Source organism: Nocardiopsis rhodophaea (assembly GCF_039530945.1).
Classification (GTDB): domain Bacteria; phylum Actinomycetota; class Actinomycetes; order Streptosporangiales; family Streptosporangiaceae; genus Nocardiopsis_C; species Nocardiopsis_C rhodophaea.
In genome coordinates this window covers 85,373-107,000 of record NZ_BAAAPC010000002.1, presented here as the reverse complement: position 1 = coordinate 107,000, position 21,628 = coordinate 85,373, and the positions used below count along the sequence as shown (strand labels likewise).

Annotated in this window: 26 protein-coding genes and 1 tRNA gene; 14 read left to right on the top strand and 13 right to left on the bottom strand. The window is 65.0% G+C overall.

From position 1 onward, the window contains the following. Nucleotides 1–74: 74 nt before the first annotated feature. The 3 genes from ABD259_RS02405 to ABD259_RS02395 all read right to left on the bottom strand — a co-directional run bounded on the left by ABD259_RS02405 (nt 75) and on the right by ABD259_RS02395 (nt 3,108). Nucleotides 75–686, bottom strand: coding sequence for a TlpA family protein disulfide reductase (locus tag ABD259_RS02405; protein ID WP_344099468.1), 612 nt, complete (start codon nt 684–686; stop codon nt 75–77). A 116-nt stretch (nt 687–802) separates the two neighbouring features. After that, nucleotides 803–1,831, bottom strand: coding sequence for a hypothetical protein (locus ABD259_RS02400; RefSeq protein WP_344159884.1), 1,029 nt, complete (start codon nt 1,829–1,831; stop codon nt 803–805). Nucleotides 1,832–1,858: 27 nt separating this feature from the next. Then, nucleotides 1,859–3,108 (bottom strand): IS3 family transposase gene (locus tag ABD259_RS02395; RefSeq protein ID WP_344108180.1). Its coding sequence is split into 2 segments (ribosomal slippage): nt 1,859–2,835 and nt 2,835–3,108, totalling 1,251 coding nucleotides; the frame shifts between segments, so codons are not numbered across the junction. Nucleotides 3,109–3,459: 351 nt separating this feature from the next. Between ABD259_RS02395 and ABD259_RS02390 the strand changes: the two genes are divergently transcribed. Beyond that, nucleotides 3,460–3,687 (top strand): response regulator transcription factor, encoded by a 228-nt coding sequence (locus ABD259_RS02390; protein WP_344159881.1) that lies wholly within the window; start codon nt 3,460–3,462, stop codon nt 3,685–3,687. 134 nt (nt 3,688–3,821) lie between these two features. Further along, complete coding sequence (locus ABD259_RS02385; protein ID WP_344159878.1) at nt 3,822–4,058, top strand: response regulator transcription factor; 237 nt, start codon at nt 3,822–3,824, stop codon at nt 4,056–4,058. A 496-nt stretch (nt 4,059–4,554) separates the two neighbouring features. On the opposite strand, the gene ABD259_RS02380 is transcribed toward ABD259_RS02385, so the two are convergent. The 5 genes from ABD259_RS02380 to ABD259_RS02360 all read right to left on the bottom strand — a co-directional run bounded on the left by ABD259_RS02380 (nt 4,555) and on the right by ABD259_RS02360 (nt 9,265). After that, complete coding sequence (locus tag ABD259_RS02380) at nt 4,555–5,205, bottom strand: HAD-IA family hydrolase (RefSeq protein ID WP_344159875.1); 651 nt, start codon at nt 5,203–5,205, stop codon at nt 4,555–4,557. Next, nucleotides 5,195–5,887, bottom strand: a complete 693-nt coding sequence (locus ABD259_RS02375; RefSeq protein WP_344160177.1) for a histidine phosphatase family protein — start codon at nt 5,885–5,887, stop codon at nt 5,195–5,197. The genes ABD259_RS02380 and ABD259_RS02375 overlap by 11 nt, the downstream gene beginning before the upstream one ends. Nucleotides 5,888–5,965: 78 nt before the next feature. Further along, nucleotides 5,966–7,207 (bottom strand): protein kinase family protein, encoded by a 1,242-nt coding sequence (locus tag ABD259_RS02370; protein ID WP_344159872.1) that lies wholly within the window; start codon nt 7,205–7,207, stop codon nt 5,966–5,968. 31 nt (nt 7,208–7,238) lie between these two features. Next, a complete protein-coding gene (locus tag ABD259_RS02365; protein WP_344159869.1) occupies nt 7,239–8,414 on the bottom strand; it encodes a hypothetical protein in 1,176 nt (391 codons plus the stop codon). 125 nt (nt 8,415–8,539) lie between these two features. Further along, nucleotides 8,540–9,265 (bottom strand): IclR family transcriptional regulator, encoded by a 726-nt coding sequence (locus ABD259_RS02360; protein WP_344159866.1) that lies wholly within the window; start codon nt 9,263–9,265, stop codon nt 8,540–8,542. Between the two features lie 122 nt (nt 9,266–9,387). Here ABD259_RS02360 and ABD259_RS02355 point away from each other — a divergent pair, with 122 nt between their 5' ends. The 7 genes from ABD259_RS02355 to ABD259_RS02325 all read left to right on the top strand — a co-directional run bounded on the left by ABD259_RS02355 (nt 9,388) and on the right by ABD259_RS02325 (nt 15,761). Continuing rightward, complete coding sequence (locus ABD259_RS02355; protein ID WP_344159863.1) at nt 9,388–10,608, top strand: MFS transporter; 1,221 nt, start codon at nt 9,388–9,390, stop codon at nt 10,606–10,608. 59 nt (nt 10,609–10,667) lie between these two features. After that, nucleotides 10,668–11,324: a ThuA domain-containing protein gene (locus ABD259_RS02350; RefSeq protein ID WP_344159860.1), complete on the top strand. Its 657-nt coding sequence runs from the start codon at nt 10,668–10,670 to the stop codon at nt 11,322–11,324. A 72-nt stretch (nt 11,325–11,396) separates the two neighbouring features. Further along, nucleotides 11,397–12,155, top strand: coding sequence for an AfsR/SARP family transcriptional regulator (locus tag ABD259_RS02345; RefSeq protein ID WP_344159857.1), 759 nt, complete (start codon nt 11,397–11,399; stop codon nt 12,153–12,155). Between the two features lie 29 nt (nt 12,156–12,184). Beyond that, nucleotides 12,185–13,699, top strand: a complete 1,515-nt coding sequence (locus ABD259_RS02340) for a GMC oxidoreductase (RefSeq protein ID WP_344159854.1) — start codon at nt 12,185–12,187, stop codon at nt 13,697–13,699. Next, on the top strand, nt 13,696–14,226 hold the full coding sequence (locus tag ABD259_RS02335; protein ID WP_344159852.1) for a VOC family protein: 531 nt from the start codon (nt 13,696–13,698) through the stop codon (nt 14,224–14,226). Before ABD259_RS02340 ends, ABD259_RS02335 begins: the two co-directional genes overlap by 4 nt. Before the next feature lie 675 nt (nt 14,227–14,901). After that, nucleotides 14,902–15,117 carry a hypothetical protein gene (locus tag ABD259_RS02330; RefSeq protein ID WP_344159850.1) on the top strand — a complete coding sequence of 72 codons (216 nt, stop codon included), beginning with the start codon at nt 14,902–14,904 and terminating at the stop codon, nt 15,115–15,117. 350 nt (nt 15,118–15,467) lie between these two features. Beyond that, nucleotides 15,468–15,761 (top strand): hypothetical protein, encoded by a 294-nt coding sequence (locus ABD259_RS02325; protein ID WP_344099507.1) that lies wholly within the window; start codon nt 15,468–15,470, stop codon nt 15,759–15,761. Between the two features lie 307 nt (nt 15,762–16,068). Here ABD259_RS02325 and ABD259_RS02320 read toward each other — a convergent pair whose 3' ends face one another. Next, nucleotides 16,069–16,815: a hypothetical protein gene (locus tag ABD259_RS02320; protein WP_344159847.1), complete on the bottom strand. Its 747-nt coding sequence runs from the start codon at nt 16,813–16,815 to the stop codon at nt 16,069–16,071. Nucleotides 16,816–17,176: 361 nt separating this feature from the next. Between ABD259_RS02320 and ABD259_RS02315 the strand changes: the two genes are divergently transcribed. Next, a complete protein-coding gene (locus tag ABD259_RS02315; protein ID WP_344159844.1) occupies nt 17,177–17,422 on the top strand; it encodes a hypothetical protein in 246 nt (81 codons plus the stop codon). A 221-nt stretch (nt 17,423–17,643) separates the two neighbouring features. After that, nucleotides 17,644–18,063 carry a TIGR03668 family PPOX class F420-dependent oxidoreductase gene (locus ABD259_RS02310; RefSeq protein ID WP_344159841.1) on the top strand — a complete coding sequence of 140 codons (420 nt, stop codon included), beginning with the start codon at nt 17,644–17,646 and terminating at the stop codon, nt 18,061–18,063. A gap of 92 nt (nt 18,064–18,155) precedes the next feature. On the opposite strand, the gene ABD259_RS02305 is transcribed toward ABD259_RS02310, so the two are convergent. Both ABD259_RS02305 and ABD259_RS02300 read right to left on the bottom strand, forming a co-directional pair. Beyond that, nucleotides 18,156–18,347: a DUF397 domain-containing protein gene (locus ABD259_RS02305; protein ID WP_344159838.1), complete on the bottom strand. Its 192-nt coding sequence runs from the start codon at nt 18,345–18,347 to the stop codon at nt 18,156–18,158. Continuing rightward, nucleotides 18,340–19,218 carry a helix-turn-helix domain-containing protein gene (locus ABD259_RS02300; protein ID WP_344159835.1) on the bottom strand — a complete coding sequence of 293 codons (879 nt, stop codon included), beginning with the start codon at nt 19,216–19,218 and terminating at the stop codon, nt 18,340–18,342. Before ABD259_RS02300 ends, ABD259_RS02305 begins: the two co-directional genes overlap by 8 nt. 301 nt (nt 19,219–19,519) lie before the next feature. On the opposite strand from ABD259_RS02300, the gene ABD259_RS02295 reads away from it, so the two are divergent. The 3 genes from ABD259_RS02295 to ABD259_RS02285 are packed head-to-tail and all read left to right on the top strand — an operon-like array spanning nt 19,520 to nt 20,300. Beyond that, nucleotides 19,520–19,648, top strand: coding sequence for a hypothetical protein (locus tag ABD259_RS02295; RefSeq protein ID WP_344099701.1), 129 nt, complete (start codon nt 19,520–19,522; stop codon nt 19,646–19,648). Then, nucleotides 19,645–20,088, top strand: coding sequence for a hypothetical protein (locus ABD259_RS02290; RefSeq protein WP_344159832.1), 444 nt, complete (start codon nt 19,645–19,647; stop codon nt 20,086–20,088). The genes ABD259_RS02295 and ABD259_RS02290 overlap by 4 nt, the downstream gene beginning before the upstream one ends. Then, a complete protein-coding gene (locus ABD259_RS02285; protein WP_344099519.1) occupies nt 20,085–20,300 on the top strand; it encodes a hypothetical protein in 216 nt (71 codons plus the stop codon). The genes ABD259_RS02290 and ABD259_RS02285 overlap by 4 nt, the downstream gene beginning before the upstream one ends. Before the next feature lie 169 nt (nt 20,301–20,469). Here ABD259_RS02285 and ABD259_RS02280 read toward each other — a convergent pair. After that, nucleotides 20,470–20,542: transfer RNA gene (locus tag ABD259_RS02280), tRNA-Thr, on the bottom strand. A gap of 40 nt (nt 20,543–20,582) precedes the next feature. Then, nucleotides 20,583–21,563, bottom strand: a complete 981-nt coding sequence (gene rlmB, locus ABD259_RS02275) for a 23S rRNA (guanosine(2251)-2'-O)-methyltransferase RlmB (protein WP_344099521.1) — start codon at nt 21,561–21,563, stop codon at nt 20,583–20,585. Nucleotides 21,564–21,628 lie beyond the last annotated feature (65 nt).

The following is a 21,628-nucleotide window of genomic DNA, read 5'->3' as shown; positions in this document are numbered from 1 at the left end:
CGCACCGGTGCGACCGGGACGACGGGGGCGAACGTGGCGCCAGGTGGGCCGGGGTCTGCCACGAGGAGGGCGGTTCACTGTGCTGGCTTCCCCTCGTTCATGATGTCGTCGACGAGGCCGCGTAGGGTGGCGGCGTCAACGGGGCCGATCACGCGGGCGGCCACACGCCCCTCACGGTCGACCACGACGGTGCTCGGGATCGCCTGAACCGGAATGATCTCGCGCCAGGCGCGCAGGGCCTCGCCGTCGGGGTCGACGATGCTCGGGTAGGTGAGGCCGAACTCCTCGACGAACGCCGCCGCACCCGCCTCGGTGTCGCGGGTGTTCACCCCCACGAACCGCACCCCGTCACGCTCGGCGCCCTCCCAGACGCGCTGCAGGTCCGGCGCCTCCTCACGGCACGGCGAGCACCACGACCCCCACACGTTGACGACGCTCACCTGGCCGTGGAGCGCGTCGAGATCCATCCGCCCGCCGTCCAGCCGCGGCCCCGCCAGTGGCGGCGCGTCGGGACGATCCTCCGGTGCGTACCGGGTGACTCCGGTAGGTGCGCCCGTGGCGGCCGGTGGACGAACGGGCTCGGTACCGCGGGTATCGGACAGCAGAACGGCGGCCACGACGGCGTTGACACTGAGCGCGGCGACGGCCGCGGCCGCCACGATCAACAGCTGACTGGTGCGCCTCATAAGCCCTCGTCCTCCGTCGTCCCACGTCACCGCGCGAATCCCTGCGACCTAAATACTTTAGGCGCCGCACGGGTGACCGGCGCCAGTCGCCCCCAGAAACACCACCACCGAGGTGCTCACGTGGCGAACAGCAGGGCGAGCCCGCCAACGGTGTAGGCGACCATAAGCACCAGCAGCGGGAGCTGGGTGAGTACGGCCCGGCGCGCCGGGAACAACCGGATCGCGCGGTCGTGCGCCGCGACCACGCCCACGACGTGACCGGCCACCACCGCGCCGACCTGGACCAGCACGATGGTCTCCGGGGAGACCACGCCGAAGTCCACCCCGCGCTCGGCGGTGCCGAAGAGGTTCGCGCCGGTACCCAGCGGATCGGAGGCAAGGATGAGGGTGCGCTGGCCCTCGAAAAGGAGCAGAGAGAAGTAGTGGGCGACGAGGTAGCCCGTGGCCACCGGGATGACCGAGGGGGCGAACGCCGACGACAGTCCGACCCCGCTCCGCCCCCCGATCACGCCCGCCAAGAGCGCGCCTCCCGAAAGCAGCGCCGCGGCCAGCAGCACCATTCCCACCAGTCCCAGTGTTCCGGTGAGCAGCCCAGGCAGGGGAACGGTCTGGGTGTACCCGACCCACCACGGCGCGCTGGCCAGGCTGTCGAAGGCGGTGGATCCGAGCATCACCGAGACTGTCGCCGTGATGCCCGCGAGCGGCTTCAGGGCGTCGAGCCCACTGAAGGGGCCGCGCAGGACCAGCAGCCCGTCGCCGCGACGCCCCAGCGGGGCGAGCCGCCCGATCAGGGTGGAGTACAGCTCGAAGGCGTCGGCGCGGTCGAACCACCGGTTTCCGAACGCCAGCGCGCCGAGAAGCTGCACCGCCGCATAGGCCGCGAACCATAGTCGCAGGCTCGCCAGATCCGTGCTGTGCGGCCACACCAGCTCCAACCAGGTGAAGGCGAGCAGTCCGGCCGCCGCCGGCCAGGACCCGAGCCAGTCGGGGTAGCGCCACAGCCCGCGGTCGGGAGGTGTGTGGGCGAGGCGGGCCAGAAGCAGGTGGACGGTGCGCAGCGGGTTGAGTAGACGCCACACCGGGCCGAAGAGCAGCGAGGCGGGGACCAGCCCGACCCAGAGGAACACGTAGACGAACCCCGGCACCGGGTTGAGTGAATCTCCCCGGGTTGTTTAGAGACTCCCGTTCATGGGTGTGACCTGCGGTTCTAGGGTGTTCTGGGTGTAGTAGGCGGCCTCGTACTCCACCGGCGGAACGTAGCCGATCTCACCGTGGAGCCGGGTGTTGTTGTACCAGTCCACCCACTCGGCGGTCGCCAGCTCCACCTCGCCCAGCGTCTTCCACGGGCGCCGGGGCTTGATCAGCTCGGTCTTGTACAACCCCACCGCTGACTCCATGAGCGCGTTGTCGTAGGCATCCCCCACCGACCCGATCGAGGCGGCGATGCCCTCGGCGGCCAGATGCGCGGTGAGCAGGAACGACGTGTACTGCGACCCGGCGTCTGAGTGGTGCACCAGCTCGCCCGAGCGCACCGGGGTGCCGGCCCGGTCGCGGCGCCACAGCGCCATCTCCAGCGCCGAGAGCACCAGGGACGCGCGCTTGGCCGTGGCCGCCGACCAGCCCACGATCGCCCGCGAGTAGGTGTCGACGACGAACGCCACATAGACGGTGCCCGACCAGGTCACCACGTGGGTGAAGTCAGCCACCCAGGTGCGGTTGGGCGCTAGGGCGACGAAGTCGCGCTCCAGCAGGTCCCCGGCCCGCTCTGAAGCGGGGTCCGGCTCGGTGGTGCGCACCTTCGTCCCGCGCCGGACGCCTTTGAGGCCCATCTGGCGCATGAGCCGCTCCACGGTGCACCGGGCCACCGCGTGGCCCTGGCGGTTGAGCTCGTGCCAGACCTTCACCGCCCCGTAGACGGAGAAGTTGTCCTTGTACAGCTGGGCGATGAGCTCGCGCAGCTGCTCGTCGCGGAGGGCACGGGCCGAGGGCGGGCGTTTCTTGTAGGTGTAGTAGGTGGAAGGGGCGATCTTGCACCCGTGCTCGGTGAGCACGCGGCAGATCGGATCGACTCCGCCGAAGCGGTCCCGGTGCCCGTCGATGAAGGCTACGAGCGTGTGTGTGGCCGGTCGATCTCGGCCGCGAAGAAAGACGCCGCGGCTTTGAGGATCTGGTTGGCCCGTTTGAGCTCGCGGTTCTCCCGCTCCAGCTCCTTGATGCGCTGGGCTTCGGCGGTGGTGGTGCCGGGCCGGTCCCCGGCGTCGACATCGGCGTGGCGCACCCACACGCGCAGGCTTTCGGCACCGACCCCCAGTTTCGCGGCGACCGCTTTGATCGCGGCGTAGGTGGACTTGTGGTCGCCCCTGGTCTGCTGGACCAGGCGCACAGCGCGTTCGCGCAGTTCAACGGGGTAACGCTTCGACATGGCTGACTCAATCTATCCAAGGATTTGAGTCTCCATCACCCCCGGGGAGGTTCAGGCGGGTGGCGGACCCTGGACGGGGCCCGCTACTTCTGCCGCCTGCGGTCGTTCATCTCCACAGCCCGGAAGCAGCATCACGCCGTGATGGACAAGCTCGCGGAACTGTTCGCCGGGAATGTCTGGATCCCCTCAACCACGTGAATAGATACCCGCAGATGACCGCCTTTGGCCACTACCACACTCACCATACCGACCAACCGGAGATGGGAGAACGTCGCCTTCTAGCCGATTTCCTCAGCACCGCAAGCTCTCGGCAAGAGAATCCCAGAATCAAACGAATGATATACATCCCGCATGATTAAGATAGTTCTCGCCGAGCATATGGTGATTCTGCGCGAAGCGCTGACGAAAACACTCTCCCTTGCCCCCGACCTCAGTGTCGTCGGCAAATGCGACCGCGGCGACGCAGTGGTGGATTGTACGGCCGAGGCCGGAGCCGACATCGCGATCCTCGACGTCAGACTGCCGGGTATGAGCGGCTTCGAAGCGGCCCAGCAGATCCGCGACAAGCTGCCCGGGTAGCCGCCATCACCAGCCATGCGACCCCAGCGAACCTTCGGACAGCCATAGAGGTCGACGCGTACGGGTTTATCTCCAAGTGGGCCTCCATCGACCAGCTCACCGACGCCCTGCGCAGTATCCACTCCGGTCGCAAGGTGTTCTGTCCGAACACCGTCACCAATGCCCTGAACCAGCACGCCAGCCCGCTGACCTCTCGGGAGGCCGAGATCCTCCGGCTCGCCGCGGCCGGCGAGCCTCCCGAGTCGATCGCGGCCGACCTTGCGCTCGCGGTGGGCACCGTTCGGAACTACCTGCGAGCGTGTACCACCAAACTCAGCGCGCGCAATTGCACCGACGCCATCCGCATCGCATCCGAGAACGGCTGGATCTGAGCCGAAGGGCGCCCACTCCGCCCACCCGGCTCCTCGCCAACGGCCCCCTACCTCACCTCATCGTGGTCGTTGGGCCATTTCTATGGAAGCCAGTCCGGGCCGCCCGCAAGGAAGTCGATCGGGCGGGGGGTGCCAGTCGTAGGTGTAACTGCACTCGTGATCGCATCCGACGAGGACGGCCCGGCCTCCCTCGACCCAGGCCATCCACCGCTCGTTGCCGCCACCGTCGTCGTAGTGGAGAACCCACTCGGTCGTGTAGATGGCCCAAGCGTCCCGAATCCCCGCGCCGAGAGCGGCGAGCACGCCGCCATGGGCCCAGAGCAGCCGTGGCGACGGTAAATCCTCCGGGTCGGCCGGGGTGGTAGAACTTCACATTCGAGGGTCCTCTCCTACATCGCCGAGCAGGCATCGGCCGATACGCCGGGGCGGCCTATCCGGGCCTTTCTCATGCCCGCTGGTGACAGAGGCGCCGGAAGGGACAAGGACCGAGCGAGAGTCAGACACGGGCAAGGGGCAGAAGGTCGCGGGGGGAAGTGAGCAAGCGGGTTACCAGGGAAACTGCGGCGCCCAGACCTGGGCCGTCAATTCCGATGATGCGGGCGCCGACCGCGTGCCCGGCCCGCACACCCACTTCCGCGTCCTCCATGACCACACACGCCTCGGGCCGCAGCCCGAGACGTTCTGCGGCGGTTCGGTAACCCTCGGGGTCGGGCTTGCCCCGTCTCACGTCATCGGCCGTGATCAACACCTTGGGGATGGGAATCCCCACCGCTCTGAGGCGAGATGTGGCAGTGGGACGGCTACCAGAGGTGACGATCGCCCAGGGGGTCCCCGCATGGGTAAGCGCTTCGGTCAGCTCGACCGCTCCATCAGCGGGCCTGACACCTTCCAAGTCAGAGGACTGGAGGCGTTCAAGCCTGGCTCCCTCTTCCGCCGCGTCCAGATGGGGGGCAAGCATTCGGACCGTTTCGGCCGCGGGTCGGCCAGGAAGGAGTGGTCGGACCTCGCGCCAGAGGAGTCCGTGTCGTGCGGCCCAGTCGTACCAGACCCGATCGATGACGGCGGAGGAGTCCACCAGGACCCCGTCCAGGTCGAATAGCACGCCCTCGGCCGTGCTCATCAGGTCCCGGGAGGCGCTATCGGGCAAGGCTTTCACCCTTCGGGTCGGGGATGGTGTGTCCCAGTCCGTTGTGTCGTCGAGCAAGCCAGGGGCTGTGCCAAGCACCCCAACTCAATTCCAGGTGACCATCTGGTGCGACACCGGCCGTCAACTCGGCGGCTTCACAGTTGAGCCATCGGGGCTGATGGCAATCCTTGAACCGTTCTCTATCGTCCACACTGAGCAAGGCACGGAGTCCTTCGGTGAACAGGCCGCCATGACCGACGACGACGGCGCTCCCGCCGGGGTCGAATCCGGCGACTACTCGAAGTGCGTCCGCCAGACGGGCGGTGGCTTCAGCGAGGCTTTCTCCGCCGGGAAAACGGGCGGTGTCGTCGCCCGCCCTCCAGGCGGTGATAACGGCTTCATAGGCTCGGCGATGGTCGGTGCGGCCCGATCCGTCCAAAAACCCGGCATCGAGTTCTCGCAGGTTTTCTAGGGGACGCACGGTCGTGGCGGGCGGAGCGAGGAGTTCGGCAGTGTGGCGCGCGCGGCGGAGCAGCGACGACCACCATGCGGTGTCTCCCGGCAGGTGTGGCCGCAGCTGCTCGCCAAGGGCATGGGCTTGTCGTCTGCCACGAAAGGTGAGACGGAAATCCGCCTTGCGGCACGAAAGTATGTGGTAAACGTTGGCCGGGTTCTCGCCGTGCCGCACCAGGTACAGGCGCATCGTGTCCACAGCCTTCCTCAGCAGCCGGGCCTGAACGTCCGTACGTGACGGTCAGGCCCGGCGCTGCGTTGTCGGCGGTCAGTCCATCAGGGACAGTGCGGAGTCGTGGTCGACTCGACCATGAGACTCCAGCTGCCGTACGGCATCCTCAAGGAAGAGGACTCCGTACAGGTAGTGACCGGTCGCGAGATCAACGGGGTCCAGCTGTTCCTCGGAGTCTTCGCCAGTTCGCTTCTTGATGTCGGACAGGCGGCAGGCTGCTTCCCCCAGCAGGTGGAAGGCGTGGCCGAGAAGATAGCGGCTCTCCCATCCCGAATCGTTCTCCGTTAGCTGCTGGAAGGTCGGCAGGTCACGAAGAAGCCCCAGCAGCTCCCAGTACGCGGTGCGATAGGAGGGATAAGTACCCCCGTCGATAGCGACCTGCCACTCTCCGCTGCTCTGGCCCAGGACGAAACCTTTGCGCAGGCCTGCGTCCCAAACGGTGAAGCTGAAGAGAATCTTGGACAGGTCGTAGGCAGGGTCCCAGTGTCCGACCGTGCCACGGGGGTCGATGATGCGGTATCCGCCCTCGCCCATGCTGAGTCGCTCATCATCCGTAACCAGTATGTTGCGGGTGTTGAGGTCACCGTGCACCGGGTAGTAGAGCCATTGGGGATCGATCCCCTCCGTCAGGGACGGCTTGTCGACGATCGTCTGGGCAAGCTGCAGCGGATTCCGGCAGGCTCGCCCGTTGATCACGATCACGCCGGCGTCGGTGAGTTCACTGGGAAGGTACTTCTGCAGTAGCCAGAAGCGGCGGATCAGCCGATCGGCATGGACTTCGGCGATGTGTCCCGGTTCGGTTGCCTCGCTGCTGCGCAGGTAGCCGTGCCCGATGAGGTCCGCCAATACGTTCCGCAGCTGGGGCGTGTAGCGCTTATTGGTGTCCTCACCCTCCCGCAGTGGCGCCGCGATGTCGCGGCTGGGGTAGTAGGGCATCGAATAGGCGGCCCAGTTGTCACCGTGAAACTCGTGGGACAGATCGGTATAGACGTCGTGCAGCGCGGGAACGTCGGCGCGGATCTTCTCAATCTGCCGGATCTTCGTCCGGAAAGAGCCCAGGTCGTGTCCGTCGACCGCTCCGGGGATATCGACGAGGAGCTTGAGCACCTGAGGCGTGCCATCCGCTCTGTCGACACGGGCCAAGCACGCGGGGGAACCTCCCTCCGTGAGTTCTTCGCCCAGAGTTCCGTTCAGTTCTCCGGCAAGCTGGGACAGCAGTTCGGCCTCGATCGCACTTACGTCTTCGGGGCTTGAGTCGGCCTCGTGCGGAATCTCCATGGTTTCCTCCTCGCTCGTCGTTGGCAGGTGCTTAGAGGGCCATGGATGGCTCGGCCTCCGTTGCGGGAAGTCGCTCGGGAAGTGCCTCGGCGTAGTGGTCGATGGCGTGCTCGACAGCGATACGCAGCCGTGCGTCGAGGTCGATGCCGCGCTGGCGTGCGGCATGCCGAGCGGTCTCCTTGAGAGCTTGGAAGGTCTCAGTAGCGAAGATGTAGTGCCCGGCGATCACGGCCCGATCGGTGTCAGTGGCTGTAGTCTGCGGGTGCATCCACTTCTTCCATGAGCCGCTGTCGTACGCGGCCTCAAGGAAGCGCTCGCGCTGCACGGGGAGGTTCAGTTCCTCCAGCATGCGGAGGAAGGCACGCGTCTCGGCGACACCGAATTCAGGGGCCACGTTCAGTGCGTCGACACCCGCCGCGTTCAGGTAGCCCAGCTGGTCCCTGTCGAGGTAGTCGCAATTGTGGGCCTTAAGGGCGACACCGTGCCGACGTGTGACCCGAGCCAGTTCGTGGACTGTCGTGGCGACGGCGAAAGGAGCGAGTGTCAGCCCGCCGACGTTGCGGGTCTCCATAACCTTGGTCGCGGTCTGCGCCACGATGAAGGTGGGCTTGGGAAGCCTGGCAGCCTTCAACCGTTCCAGCACTGTCCCCACCTGCTCCGCGAACTCGGCGGGATCGTTGGTGTCGCCGCCCTGGTCCTCGAAGCCGATTTCGAACAGCGTGTTTCTGCCAAGAGAGTGCGCGAGCTCCACCACCCGGCCATACAGGTCGACAGCTCGGTCGATCGCCACCTCGACCGCCGCAATGCCCTCAAGGTCGACGGAAGTATCGACGTGCAGGAGATCGAAGCCCTGGCGGATGTCTACCTCGTAGGACTGAGCCGCTGACTTCATGGCCTCGCCGAGCGCGTACCGCTGCTGCTTCTCCCCCGGATTCTGGTAGGGGCCACCGTGGTCGCGGCAGAGCAGGATCAGGTTGTCGGGGTCGTGCGAGCGCACATATTCGGAGAACGACTCGGTGGTCCACCCCTCTACGTACCCGCCACCCTGCTCCGCGGCCTCTACCTGGCGGCGGCTGGGGATCAGCATCAGGCGACGCCGACGTCGATAGGCCACGCGAATCGCTGCGTCGACGGCGTTCTTCGACATCGGCCCTACGCCCAGCCTGGAGGGAACCGAAGGCTCGGTGGGTTCGTGTGAGTTGCTCACGGGCGCTCCTCCGCATTTGTAGGAGTCCTACGACGCCGGCAGGAAGGGCCCGGAGCCGTAGGAATTTGACCGTGACAACTATTGCGGGGACGACTTTCGCCACCCCTTCTCCATGCTTTCGTCCGTTATCGAATGATTAGTGCGTCGCGTACGAGACCAGCGAGTTCGTGCATACGCTCCTCAGAAAGCCGTGAGGTGGGGCCGGCGATGCCTATAGCCGCAGGAACACTCTCGCCTTCACGCACCGGGACGGCGAGGCAGCACAGACCGGACACCGCCTCCTCCAGATCGAGGGCGTAGCCCTGTTTACGGGCGAGCTCAACCTTGGAGCGCCAGCGGTCCCACCCCTCGGGGTCGCGCGCTGCGACGCGGCCCGCCGCCTCTGGGCGGAACGCGAGCAAGACATGGCCGATGGCAGAACCCAGCATCAGGTCGCGTCCGCCCACCGGTGCCGTCAGCTTGAACGGGTGCGGAGAGTCGATTCCGTCCAGGTACAGGTAGTCATAGACACCTGGAACGGCGAGATAGCAGGTCTCTCGGGACTCGGCAGCAAGTTTCTCTATGACCGGCCGATATCGGTCACGCAATCCCTCGTCTCCAGCGGTGCCGCTGCGGGCGACCTCACCCAGCCGCGCGGTCAGCACATAGGCACCGCCACTGGCGGGTTGGGCTACATACCCCAGCGATTCCAGCGTGGCCATCAGGTTGTGCGCGGTACTGGGGCTAAGACCCACCTCAGCTGCGGCATCGCTCAGCCGGATCCCCTCCGGAGTCCGCCCTACCGCCTCCAGCAGGGCGAACGCACGGGCGACCGACTGAACACGGCCGCCCCCCTTCTCCTTATTTTCCATATCACTGAATCCTAGCAGGTCATCTTATCGGGTTGTTTGTCGATGCTGAATTTTGCTACGTTCATCCAGCGGCTGCGCAGCCACCCAACCATCCGCCATGCGACAGAAAGTGACTCCTCGTCATGCCTTTGGCACTGCTCGCCTTGGCCCTGATCGCCTTCGGCATGGGCATCGCAGAATTCGTCATCATGGGATTGCTGCCCGACGTCGCCACCGATCTGGGCGTCTCTATCCCGAGCGCGGGACTGCTGGTCACCGCCTACGCAGTCGGGGTCGCGGTCGGTGCGCCGCTGTTGACCGCGCTGCTGGGACGACTCCCCCGGAAGACCACCCTGTCAATCCTGACGCTGATCTTCCTCGTAGGAAACATCGTCTCCGCGGTGTCGCCCGGCTACGACGTCCTGATTGCGGCTCGGATCATCACCGCCTTCTCCCACGGTGCGTTCTTCGGCATCGCCGCGGTCGTCGCGGCCGACCTCGTCCCCGCGAACAAGAAAGCCAGCGCCATTGCCCTCGTGATGGCCGGCCACACCGTCGCCAACGTCATTGGTGTCCCGTTCGGCACCTTCATCGGCCAGTCCTACGGCTGGCGCGTCACTTTCTGGGCGGTGGCCGGGATCGGAGTACTCGCCCTCATCGGCTGCTTGGCCATGATCCCGTCGAGGGCCGGCTCTGAGCCCACGAGCCTTCGCGCGGAACTCGGTGTGCTGCGTCGACGTCAGGTGCTACTCGCGCTGCTCCTCGCCGTTCTGGCCAACAGCAGCCTGTTCATTGTCTACACCTACATCACCCCACTGGCGACGACGGTCACTCACTACAGCGAGGGTGCGGTCAGCTGGCTGCTCATGCTGTTCGGAATCGGTGTCTTCGTCGGAAACCTGCTCTCCGGAAAGGCCGCTGACAAGCGCCTCATGCCCACCATCTACACGCTGATGGCCGTGCTCATCGTGATCCTCGTGGCCATGGTCTTCATCAGCCACAGCAAGATCGCCCTGGCCATCACGATGCCATTGTTCGGTGCTGCCTCCTTCGGCCTCACAGCCCCCTTGCAGATGCGCGTCGTGTCCAAGGCCTCCGACGCACCGTCCCTCGCCAGCTCAATGAACATCACGGCATTCAACATCGCCAACTCCAGCGGCGCGGCCATTGGTGGCTGGGCCATCGCCGGTGGGCTCGGGTACGCGATGCTCGGTCCTCTGGCGGCGGTGTTCGTCGTGATCGGGCTGTTCGTTGCTATTTACTCGGGGCTGCTAGACCGACACGGCAACAAAGCTGTGGTCAAAACAACCGCAGGATCTTCTCTGGAACACACCGGCCGAAGCGAAGGAGCCTTGCAGAAGTAATGAGTGGACTGACATAAGGTCCCTCTTCGTCACAGCTAATTCCTCAAGAAAGGTAGAAGATGCCGCGCGCGTTGTTTCTGTACGGAGGCTGGCCGGGGCACCGCCCCTACGAGGTCGCCGAATGGGCCCACGCTCAGCTCGATGACCTAGGAATCCAAGTTGACCCCATCAACGATCCCTACCTACTCGAAGACGACCTCACGTGCTATGACCTCATCGTTATCGGATGGACTCAAGCACACACGACAGAGAATCTCACCACTCGGCAGGAAGACAGCCTCCTGCACGCGGTAGAGCACGGTACGGGCGTAGCCGGCTGGCACGGCATGGCGGCTTCTTTCAGAGCCAGCCTCCGCTACAACCATCTGGTGGGTGGGTCCTGTGTGTCCCATCCGGGCGGCGAAGGTGTCGAAGTTCCATATGACGTGACCATCACCGATCCCTCGCACCAGGTCACCCAGGGCGTCGATAGCTTCTCCGTGGCGTCGGAGCAGTACTACATGCACGTTGATCCGACCAATCATGTGCTCGCCGAGACGGTCTTCTCGGGTAAGCACCTTCCGTGGATCGAAGGGCACCGCATGCCCGTCGCATGGACTCGCCGATGGGGGACTGGGCGCGTCTTCTACTGCTCCGTCGGGCACTACCTCAAGGATCTGAAAAACCCAGCCGCAACGCGCTTGGTGCGTCAGGGGATGGCCTGGGCCTGTCGTTGAACTCAGTGGCGGCCGGCACCTTATGTCCGGCCGCCCGAGGTTCCTATCACTTGCTGCACGGGGGGATTCAGCATGCATACGAAATACGAGGCTAAACTACTCGGATCTTTTTCCTTCACCATCGACGATCGTCCCGTTTCCATTCGAGCTGGAAAGCAACGTTCCTTGATGGGCCTCCTATTGGTCGAGGCGCCCCACTCCGTATCCTTGGACGCTGTTATGACCGCACTGTGGTCCGAAGAGAAACCCCCACGCAACGCACGCACGGCCGTGCACATCCACATGGCTCGGCTGCGCCGGATTCTCTGCGACGTTCAGTGCGGGTCAGAAAAAATAATCACGACGAAGAGAAGCTCGTACCAAATCGATTCCTCGGAAGTGAAGATCGACTTAAGACTGTATAAGGAAGCATGCCAGAGTGCTCAAATCGCACGTTCAAAGGGGGAAACCACACTCGAAGAGTGGCATCTCACTCGCGCCGTCGAACTATGGAATGGTGACCTCCTTGAAGACGTGCCACTAGGCACTGATTACGATGACCGGCGTCGCCTGTTACGAGAGTGGCACCTGGATGTCCTCGAACGCCTGTGGGAGATCCGAATCGAGCAAGGAGCATCCGCACAGGCCGTCATGCTGCTGCGGCGGCTGTTGGCTTCATACCCCCTGCGGGAGAACGCCTGGTGCCTGCTGATGACCGCGCTCATGCGGGACGGTCGAAGCGCCGAGGCCGTCTCGGCCTTCAATGCTGCGCGCGAAATCTTTACTGAGCAGCTGGGCATCGGCCCCGGGATGAGACTCCAAAGCCTTTTCCAGGAAGTTTTGACAGCTTAATCCATACCGATGAATGAAAAAGGAATGTAATGATACGCAGTTTATGCGAAAAAGCCGATGTCTGCATCATTGGATCGGGCCCGGCCGGCGCAACTTTTGCCCGACTACTCGAAGAATCTGGGAAAAATGGCGTCATACTGGAGGCGGGCGCCCAGCATTCACCAAAATACGGTGAGAATCTGAAAAACGCAGCGCTCTATCAGCGCAATAAGACTCTCTTCTCTCATATTGTCCGCGGCCAGTTGAACCCCGTTTCGGTGGCGTCGACGCCAGGGGGTGACACGACAGGCGACGCCGCCTCAGCAGAGAACTCCGCGCCGTCCGTGAACGGCACCAACCCTGAGCAGGATCCGTCCCGCAACCTTCCTGAAGCAGGCATCACCCACGCGGTGGGCGGAATGGCGACTCACTGGACCGGGACGTCCCCCCGTCAGCACCCTGTCGTGGAGCGCTCCCCGCTGCTCACCCCTTCCGAATGGGACCGCCTCTACACAGAGGCTGAGAGGATACTGCGGGTCAGTACGACGGAATTCGACGATTCGATCGCCCACCAGCTCGTACTCGACGCGCTTCGCGAGGAGTACAAGGAACTTGAAGCGCCATACGACGTCCAGTCACTACCGCTCGCGGCGCAGCGCCGAGCCGCCTCAACCGGCCTGGTGGAATGGACCGGCGTCGATACCATCCTCGGCCCCCTCGCAGCACCGGGCCGCAGCGACCGTTTCAGGGTCTTGTCCCAACACCTGTGCACGCGTCTGGCGACCGACTCGGCCGGGAGTCGCGTTTCGTACGCAGAGGCGCAGGATTTACTCACGGGCGAATCACTGCGGATCGAGGCTGACAGCTTCGTCGTCGCCGGGGGCGGGGTGGCCACCGCACAGCTCATGTGGGCCTCCTGCATCCGTCCCAGCGCCCTCGGTCGCTACCTGACCGACCACCCCTTGGCCTTCTGCCAGGTGGTGTTGCTGCCGGAACTGGTCAAGCAACCTATCCCCGAGGATGACCTTGAACCTAACGTGTGGATCCCCCTCTCGGCTTCCCGGCCATGGCACTGCATGATCCACCGGGACGCGTTCCAGTACGGCGACCGGATACCCAATGTGGACCGCCGACTCGTGGTCGATCTGCGTTGGCACGGCATGGTTGAGCCCAGGGCCGATAACCGCGTCACCTTTTCCGATCAGCACCGCGACAAGTTCGGGCTCCCCCAGCCCACATTCGACTTCACTCTCTCGGCGTCTGACCGTGCCCAGCACCACGCGATGATGTCCGACATGCTCCGAGCCGCCATGTCCATCGGCGGCTTTCTTCCGGGCGCCGAGCCACGCTTCATGCCGCTGGGGCTGTCTCAGCACATCGCCGGCGCCACGCGCATGGGCAACAGCCCGGAGGACAGCGTCGTCGACTGCAACTCCCGCGTATGGGGGATCGACAACCTCTACCTCGGAGGCAACAACGTGATCCCAACGGCCACCGCATGCAACCCGACGCTCACCAGTGTCGCTCTTGCCGTTAAGGCGGCGCGGCACTTGTCGAACGGATGAGTGCCAGAGAGACCGGAAAGCGAACCGCCATGTGCTCCACTCAGCAGGCTCAGGCCTCAGCCCTCACCGCGCACCACGTAGGGTTTACGGTGCCCGACCTCGAAGAAGCGATCACGTTTTTCACCCGGGCGTTCGACGCGCGGCTTCTCCACCGGTTCGAGCCGGCAGGATCCCAGTCCGACGAGGACGGCTGGATGGAACGCCAGCTGGGCGTGGACTCCAAGGCCAGGATGAAGATCGCATCCATGGCGTTGGGGACAATGCAGGTCGAGTTCTTCGAGTACGAGGTCCCCCATCAGCGCCGAAATATTCCGGCCAACAGCGACTGGGGCGGGCACCACTTCGCCCTTCAGGTCCCTGACGCCATCGAGCCCGTACTCGAACGCATCCGTACCATCCCTGGTGTGACCGTCCAAGGTGAGATCCAGGAGGTCACCGACGCAACTCACCCGCTTAAGGGTGTCCGGTGGATCTACTTCCGCGCCCCCTGGGGAATGCAGCTGGAGCTCTTCACCCCTGCCGACTGACCACCAACAAACCGGGTTGGCCGGCCCGCGTCCCCTGCCCCCGTGATCCGGGCTGGCCACCCCTCGCACGAGGCTGCGGAGACATCCGCGGCCTCGTGCCTTTGTCACGTGGCCGAGCGACGGAGGGCCCGCGTTGGTTATTCGTCCCACCTGTCATGCATAAACCCTCAATAACGGACACTGGCCGGGCAATGGCGGTAGACGCGACCGCAGGAGTCTGCGCCGCTGCCTGACCCGAGCCACCGTCGGTTCGATGGTGCCGCTCACGGCCGACTCACGAGAACGCGACTGTAGCGTTATGTATCCCACCGAGTCGTGAACTGTTAGCGGGCGAGGCGCGCGAACCGGCTGACTGGCCCAGGACCATGTGATAGTGCCCCGACGCGGGCCGGGCACGAGCTTCCTGTCTGCGCTGCACACGGCGGCGGAACGACAAAAGCCCGGACATTATTGCCGTCGGCCCCCTTTGCTGCAGCGGACCCGACAAATGAGGTGATGCTCAGCACAGCGAGTGTTGAGTAGAAGCAGGCGATGGTCCACATCACTTTTGCCGCTGGGCACCGTCGAGGAACCGATCAACACCCGAGCTATCCAGTAGCGCCCTACGGCGCTCCCGACGGGCAGCCACCGGCCAATCCCAGACCGCCCAGGTCGGTGACCAACGCTCGGATCCTCATGTTCATCCTGGGAGTCCTGGCGAGTGCCGGCGCGCTGTTTTTGGGCTTCGGCACTTTTGTTCGCGGCTACGGCGCCACGAAGGGAAGCGGTGATGCGACCCTCGCGAATTTCATCGAGATCGCCGCCGCATTGACACTGGCGATCGCGGTAACGTCGTTCGTCCTCGGCTTTCTCGCAACCAAGCACTCCCAGCTAATCAAGTCCACGCGCTGAGGTTTTGTCATCCCGCTTAGCCGCATTCGGCCCGCTGGGCCCACCGCAGCGCGTCCCGCCGAGGGCGAGAGCTCGGCGAGCAGGTCAGTGAGCTCGCACACGTAACGCCGTGTAATGGTCATGCCAACGGCGAGCCGCCAGCTCGGCGAAGGTCGCGTCTTCGCAGCGGTGGGCCAGAAGCGACCCCTCATGGACACTGCGGAACCGGTCGTCCCCGGTAGGACTCAACCCACATTGTTAATTCGATCACCGCAGGACCACGGCGCGAAGGTGGCTAGAATCTATCCGTCCTAACGACGGAATACTGTTTCCGCGATGATCTAACACACCCAATACACCGGGGAGAGTTCGTGCACGACAGCAATAGCCAGCGCCTGGACCGCGACGAGCGGAAGATGCGTCTTGGCCAGGCCATCCAGAACGAGGTTTTAAAGGGCGGAGCCGTCGAGTCGCGTGACGACTTCCAGGCGGTGATCCGATTTGGAAAGCCGGTTAATCATATGCTTCACTTGGTACTCACACTGGTGACGTGCACCATTTGGGCATGGGTTTGGCTCATCGTTTGGATTATTTCCACGCAGAAGAACAAGACCATCACCCTCTCGGTCGACGAGTACGGCCGCGTCCTACGCCAGGAAATCTGAGGTCGGCACAGCGACCTGCCCGCGAAGCAGCGCCGCTCTGGGCCAGGCACTGGGCTGTGGATGTCCTCCCATGGGACGGGGCGTCTCCGCTGTCCCACGGGGGTGAGAAGCGGGATAGAGGTCCGGTCACCACATGATCCGCCACAAGCAGGCTGTGGCTTCGATTCCGTCACCTCCCACCGGCTCAGTCCAGCGCCGGCCTCGCCTACTCCCCGCCCCGATGAGGTGGAGCGACGAGGCGCTCGGGGCCCTCGACCCGGCGGTCGAGGGCCCCGAGTCGCACCTCGCCCAACATCGGTGCCACGTCCTACCGCGCGCTGGCCATCGAGCAGCCAGCGTCCGCGGTATGGCCGTGACCGGCGGGGAGTCGGGGTCGTTCGGTCCCCGGCGTCAGTCCCGCACGCCAAGCGACCTCCAACGCGGCCGGTACGCCCGGCCGATCTCCCGCAACCAGGCCGAGCACCGACGACAGCGCTTCGGCGTCGACCGTCCTCTCCATGGCACGACGAAGCAGCTCGCGACCGCTGGACTCTGCCTTCCGCTCGTCGATCACCCTGCTGGTGTGCTCCTTCCAGTGGGCGTATTCGAGAGACTCGCGAATCTCGTCGACGGCGCCCTCGGGCGACGAGATCTGCGAAACGATCACACCGAGCCCGTCATCGTCGACGTCCTCCGGGTAGTCCACCCTGTTCCACGATTCTCCATCCCACCAGTAGACGAAGCCGATCGGTTCGCGGTCCTCGTAGTCTGCCAACCACTCCCGAGGCATCCAGTCCGGGCTGTCGGCGAAAAAATCGATCGGGTTCGGGTACCAGTCGTAGGTATCACTGCACTCGTGATCGCACCCGATGAGGACGGCTCTTCCTCCCTCGACCCAAACCAATCGCCACTCATTACCGCCACCGTCGTCGTAGTGAAGCACGCCGTCCTCCACGGCGTAGGTAGCCCAGTCGTCGCGGATCCCCACGCCCAACGCGGCCAGTGCCGCGCCATGCGACCAGAGCACGTGCGGCGACGGCAGGTCCTCGGGGCGTCCGGGCTGGTGGAACTCCATGTGCGGTGTCCTCTTCTTCTGCATCACCGAACCGAGCCGTCCTGTGGCGTCGGGGCCCGGGGCGGATCGTCGGGATCCTTCCTATCCCCTCGTGACGACAGAGACGGCGTGAGGTGTGACAGCGGGCCACAGCGGCCCGCTCCGGTCAGATTCGTGCGCGACATGCGATGGCAGCACCGACGGTTCGATTGCTCGACTCAGGAAAGGCTGACGTGTTCGCGTCTGTAACGTTATGTATCTGCACGAGTTATGAACTGTTATCAAGTGAGTCCACGCGAAGTGGCTACGTACGCCATGACTCCGTGTCATTCTGATGACACCGCTCACACACGGGCCGCTGACGGCGTTAGGAGTGGCCACCATGTACAACACGCATCCCCCGCAGGTCCAGGCAGTGATCATCAAGGACGGCGTCGCGAGTATCCATGTCACCGGGTGCCTTCCGCGTGAGGTCGGGTTCGCCGACCCGTGGCACCTCAACCAGATCATCCGGGACACCAAGATCGAGGTGGGGGATAACAACCCCCGCCTCGACTTCTGCCCGAGGTGCACCGCGTGGAACGATCCGGGGACGAGCAAGTGCACCCTGTGCGGCTACCCCCTATGAGCAGCGACGCGTCCACTACGTCCCCTCGAACGAGGGGGCGAGCGGCTTAGGGCGGAGATAACAGCCAACCCGCAACGCGCTGGTGTGGTGCCTCGGCCCATCAGGCGACGGCCGCGTAACGGGGGACCCCGCGTGCCCACGAGTGGGGTTCATGGAGCCGAAGGCCGCCGTGCCTCCGGAGACGGGGGTGCCGTGCCTTACGTCGGGTAGTTCTCTGAGGTATGACACGTTGGACCGGCGAGCATGCCCGCGACCGTTTCGCGTCGGGCAGAGTGGCGAGGCTCGCCACCGCCGATCAGGATGGCCAGCCGCACATCGTGCCGGTGACGTTCGCGGTCGTCGACGACACGATCGCGATCGCCATCGACCACAAGCCGAAATCCGGCCGGAAGATGCGACGCCTGGCCAACATCGAGGCCAATCCTCGTGTTTCGCTGATTGTGGATGAGTACAGCGACGACTGGCGGGAGCTATGGTGGGCGCGCGCCGACGGTTCCGCCCGTATCGAGCATTCCGGGGCCACCTGGATGACAGCGCGGGACCGCCTGATCGATCGGTACCCGCAGTACCGCGACCATCCGCCGGACGGTCCGATGATTCTGGTGAGGGTAAGGCGTTGGTCTGGCTGGTCGTACAGGTAGGACCTAGGCCAGGCCGAGCCGGAGCCTCAGAAAACTGGCAGAAGGTGGGCGCGGCCCCTGCCGATGACGGGAGCCCCGCCTACGCCCGGAAGTCAGAGGCGACCAGCCGTCACATCGGTGAGAAAGGCGCGCCACTCGGCAATACCGAAGGTCAGATGGCCGAGTTCACGGTTCTGTGCATCACGGACAGCAGCCCCTTGAGGCAAGTCGGCCACCTCGACGCAGTCTTGAGTTCTCGCGCCGCTGTAGCTCGACTTGCGGAAGACCATGTGGGGTTCACGCATTGGTGGCGTCCTGGTTGCGGGAGATGAGCAGGTTCTGGATAAGCTTTCGTGATTCGTCCACAGGAAGCGCTTCCGTTCGCACGAAGTCGTAGATCTGCTGGTAACGCTGAATGTCTGCGTCCTTCTCCAAGTAGATCTCCTCGGACAGCGTCTCCAGATACACGATCGGCGGGTCAGGGGGCGGAAAGTCCATAACGACGAACTGTCCGGTCATCGCCGCGTGTGGCCCTCGATCAATCGGAAGCACCTGTATGTCCAGATTATCCCGCATGCCCATATCAAGCAGATGCTGGAGCTGACCTCGAAGCTGAGAGGTGACCCTAAGGAGAGCACCCTCGTCGATGACGGCGTGATAAGCGGGAGGCGTGCTTCGGGTCAGCAACTGTTGGCGGAGCATCCGGGCCGCCACGCGCCTCTCGACTTCTGTTTCGCCATCGACGGCATCACTTCGGATGACCGCGCGAACGTAGTCTTCGGTTTGCAGCAGCCCTGGTACGGCAGCAGGCTGGTACGTGCGGATCCGCGACGCCTCGGCTTCCAGACCGACGAACTGCCCGGAGCCGAGCACATCGTCAAAGGTGGCCCACCAGCCTTTCTGGTTGGCCTCCTTGGCCAGGTGCTCGCAAGCCGCGATCTCTTCGGGGTCGGTCACGTCGTAGATGTCCAGGAGAACGCGGACGTCATCGACACGAAGGCGCTTCCACTCACCGCGCTCCAGGCGAATGACCTTGCTGTCCGACCACCCGCGGGGACGACCTGAGCGCTTCTTCGCCTCGTTAGCAACCTGCTTGGCGGTCCAGCCCTTACGGTCGCGCAGCTCGCGCAGGCGCCGCGAGAGCCGTCGGCGTCTGAGCGTGGGGCTGCTGATCACGTCACTCGCCTTCCTCCCGGCATCCCCTGGGTATGGGGCCGATCCTATGTTCCGCCATGGCGAATCAGACATTTCACGCACCACCCAACTAGATACATGATCGACAACTGAGATCGTCGCATCTATTTGAAAATGACGATTGCAAATATAGGTGTGATCGGCGACCATGGATCTACGCGAGGTTCCCGTCGGATGAGTCCCCCCAACGCACCCATGGGACGGGGCCCCAACAGAAAAGACCCCGGCGAGTCGGCGCCAACCAGGACTCCCGGGGCTATGGCCAACAGATTCAGGAGCTCTGTTGACGATGCACACCTTACGTGAGCGACGGCGCTCTCAACGCGTCCGTCCCTACCTCTTCGCCCTGGAACACCGCCGCGCCGCGCAGAACGCGGCGTTCCGGCGCTTCTGCTCCGAGGTGGTCCGATGAACACCGTGAAGACCTGGTCGGTCGCCAACCGCAGCGAGCTGGAGGACTGGGCCCGCTTCCACGGTGCGCCGGTCACCATCGCTGACGAGAGCTGGGACCACATCACCTACCAAGCCGAGGCAATCTGCGGCGCCAGGCGCCACCGGTGCACCTACCGCGAGAAGATGACCCCCTGCGCCGCGCTCAAGCGACGGCGCAATACCTTCACCGTGGCCCTGGTCCACGAACCAGCTGGGGCCTACTGCTATCACGTCCGCGAGGTGATCTCCCAGACCAGCGGTGATGGCGGCGACCCGGCTCATCTCGCGGAGCTGGTCGCCGCCGCCACCATCCAGCGAGAGCGCCAATCAGTGTGCGGGGCTACCGCCGAGAACCTCGTCGTGCTCACCACCGAGCGCACCTATGCCGCCGACCACCCCGACACGATGAGGTCGCGATGATCTTCCCCCAGCTCCCGCCAGGCCACCTCGGCGACGTCTTTACCGAGGTCCGCCACAAGGCCGAGGGCCTCGGCTGCACGCTCACCTGGCACCGCACCGACCACGGGTGGCGGTTCATCCTGACCGATCACGCCGCCAACACCAAACGCGCCTACCCCTACATCGCGCAAGTCCAAGCCCACTTGGACCGGATCGAATCCGAACGGCGCTGACCCGCCCCGAGAACGGTCGCCCGGCCCCGCGGAGGGGGTGGGGTCCGGCGGCCCGAAGCAGAGGGCCGCCGCCTGAGTGAATGTGTACTAAATCTGTAGCCGCCCGCCCGGATATGTCCGGGCAGGCGGCTACTTCGAAGCTCTCACCTGCATATACGTCGGAGAGAAGAGCCGACGAGGGGACTTGAACCCCTAACCTATCGCTTACAAGGCGATTGCTCTGCCAATTGAGCTACGTCGGCCGGTGCCTCGGACACCCAGTCGAATAGTACCGGTTTCTGGCTACTCCCCGGACGTCCGGCGGCGAGCGACCTCGTAGAGGGAGACGCCTGCCGCCACCGACGCGTTGAGCGATTCGGCGCCGCTGATGGGGATGCTGGCCACGGCGTCGCACGTCTCGCGGACGAGGCGCGAGAGGCCCTTGCCCTCCGAACCGACGACGACCACGATCGGGCCGGTGGCCAGGTCGAGGTGGTCGAGGCGGGTGTCGCCCCCCGCGTCGAGGCCGACCACGAACAGGCCCGCCTTCTTGTACTCCTCCAGCGCACGCGTGAGGTTGGTCGCCTGCGCGACCGGGAGCCGGGCGAGAGTGCCCGCGGAGGTCTTCCAGGCCGTCATGGTCACACCGGCCGCCCGGCGCTCCGGGATGAGGAGGCCGTGGGCGCCGAAGGCGGCGGCCGAGCGGGCGATCGCGCCGAGGTTGTGGGGGTCGGTCACGCTGTCCAGCGCGACGACCAAAGCGGGCTCCTCCGCGTCCAGCGCGGCGTTCAGGAGGTCGCTGTGGTGCCAGTACTTGTACGGCCGCACCTGGAGCGCGATGCCCTGGTGCGCAGCGCCCGGCTGCCCGTTGCTCTCGCAGCGGCGTTCCAGCTCGGCGCGGGTCACCTCCAGGATCTCCACACCCGCGTCACCGGCCAGCCGCGCCGCCTCGGTGACGCGGTCGTCGGAGTCCAGGCTGTTGAGCATGACCAGCTTGGTGGCCGGCACCCCGGCCCGCAGCGCCTCGACGACGGGGTTGCGGCCGACCAGGAGGTCGCCGCCGCCCGCGCTGTCGCGGTACGTGCGACCGTGGGTCTCGGTGCCGGCACCGGCCTGGCCCCGGGCCGCCGACGGCGCGCCCGGCTTCTTGGCCGCGCGCTGCTTCTTGGCGCCGTACCAGTGCCGCTGCTCAGCGGGCAGGGTGGTCTTCTTGCCCTCAAGCGAGCGACGGTTCTTGCCGCCGCTGCCCTTGGTCGGGCCCTTCTTGCTCTTCTTCGCCGGCATGAACGCCGCCTCCCCCTCGCGTCTCTTCGCACGCGTGCATGCCGGAACCTGGGACGGTCCCGTCA

Bases quoted from the DNA above. Each gene is read 5' to 3' on its own strand.
- ABD259_RS02390 (WP_344159881.1), top strand. From the start codon at position 3,460: ATGATTAAGATAGTTCTCGCCGAGCATATGGTGATTCTGCGCGAAGCG.
- ABD259_RS02330 (WP_344159850.1), top strand. From the start codon at position 14,902: ATGTTCATCCTGGGAGTCCTGGCGAGTGCCGGCGCGCTGTTTTTGGGC.
- ABD259_RS02335 (WP_344159852.1), top strand. From the start codon at position 13,696: ATGAGTGCCAGAGAGACCGGAAAGCGAACCGCCATGTGCTCCACTCAG.
- ABD259_RS02355 (WP_344159863.1), top strand. From the start codon at position 9,388: ATGCCTTTGGCACTGCTCGCCTTGGCCCTGATCGCCTTCGGCATGGGC.
- ABD259_RS02340 (WP_344159854.1), top strand. From the start codon at position 12,185: ATGATACGCAGTTTATGCGAAAAAGCCGATGTCTGCATCATTGGATCG.
- ABD259_RS02345 (WP_344159857.1), top strand. From the start codon at position 11,397: ATGCATACGAAATACGAGGCTAAACTACTCGGATCTTTTTCCTTCACC.
- rlmB (WP_344099521.1), bottom strand. From the start codon at position 21,563: ATGCCGGCGAAGAAGAGCAAGAAGGGCCCGACCAAGGGCAGCGGCGGC.
- ABD259_RS02350 (WP_344159860.1), top strand. From the start codon at position 10,668: ATGCCGCGCGCGTTGTTTCTGTACGGAGGCTGGCCGGGGCACCGCCCC.
- ABD259_RS02360 (WP_344159866.1), bottom strand. From the start codon at position 9,265: ATGGAAAATAAGGAGAAGGGGGGCGGCCGTGTTCAGTCGGTCGCCCGT.
- ABD259_RS02310 (WP_344159841.1), top strand. From the start codon at position 17,644: ATGACACGTTGGACCGGCGAGCATGCCCGCGACCGTTTCGCGTCGGGC.
- ABD259_RS02370 (WP_344159872.1), bottom strand. From the start codon at position 7,207: ATGGAGATTCCGCACGAGGCCGACTCAAGCCCCGAAGACGTAAGTGCG.
- ABD259_RS02315 (WP_344159844.1), top strand. From the start codon at position 17,177: ATGTACAACACGCATCCCCCGCAGGTCCAGGCAGTGATCATCAAGGAC.
- ABD259_RS02285 (WP_344099519.1), top strand. From the start codon at position 20,085: ATGATCTTCCCCCAGCTCCCGCCAGGCCACCTCGGCGACGTCTTTACC.
- ABD259_RS02305 (WP_344159838.1), bottom strand. From the start codon at position 18,347: ATGCGTGAACCCCACATGGTCTTCCGCAAGTCGAGCTACAGCGGCGCG.
- ABD259_RS02375 (WP_344160177.1), bottom strand. From the start codon at position 5,887: ATGCGCCTGTACCTGGTGCGGCACGGCGAGAACCCGGCCAACGTTTAC.
- ABD259_RS02405 (WP_344099468.1), bottom strand. From the start codon at position 686: ATGAGGCGCACCAGTCAGCTGTTGATCGTGGCGGCCGCGGCCGTCGCC.
- ABD259_RS02290 (WP_344159832.1), top strand. From the start codon at position 19,645: ATGAACACCGTGAAGACCTGGTCGGTCGCCAACCGCAGCGAGCTGGAG.
- ABD259_RS02320 (WP_344159847.1), bottom strand. From the start codon at position 16,815: ATGGAGTTCCACCAGCCCGGACGCCCCGAGGACCTGCCGTCGCCGCAC.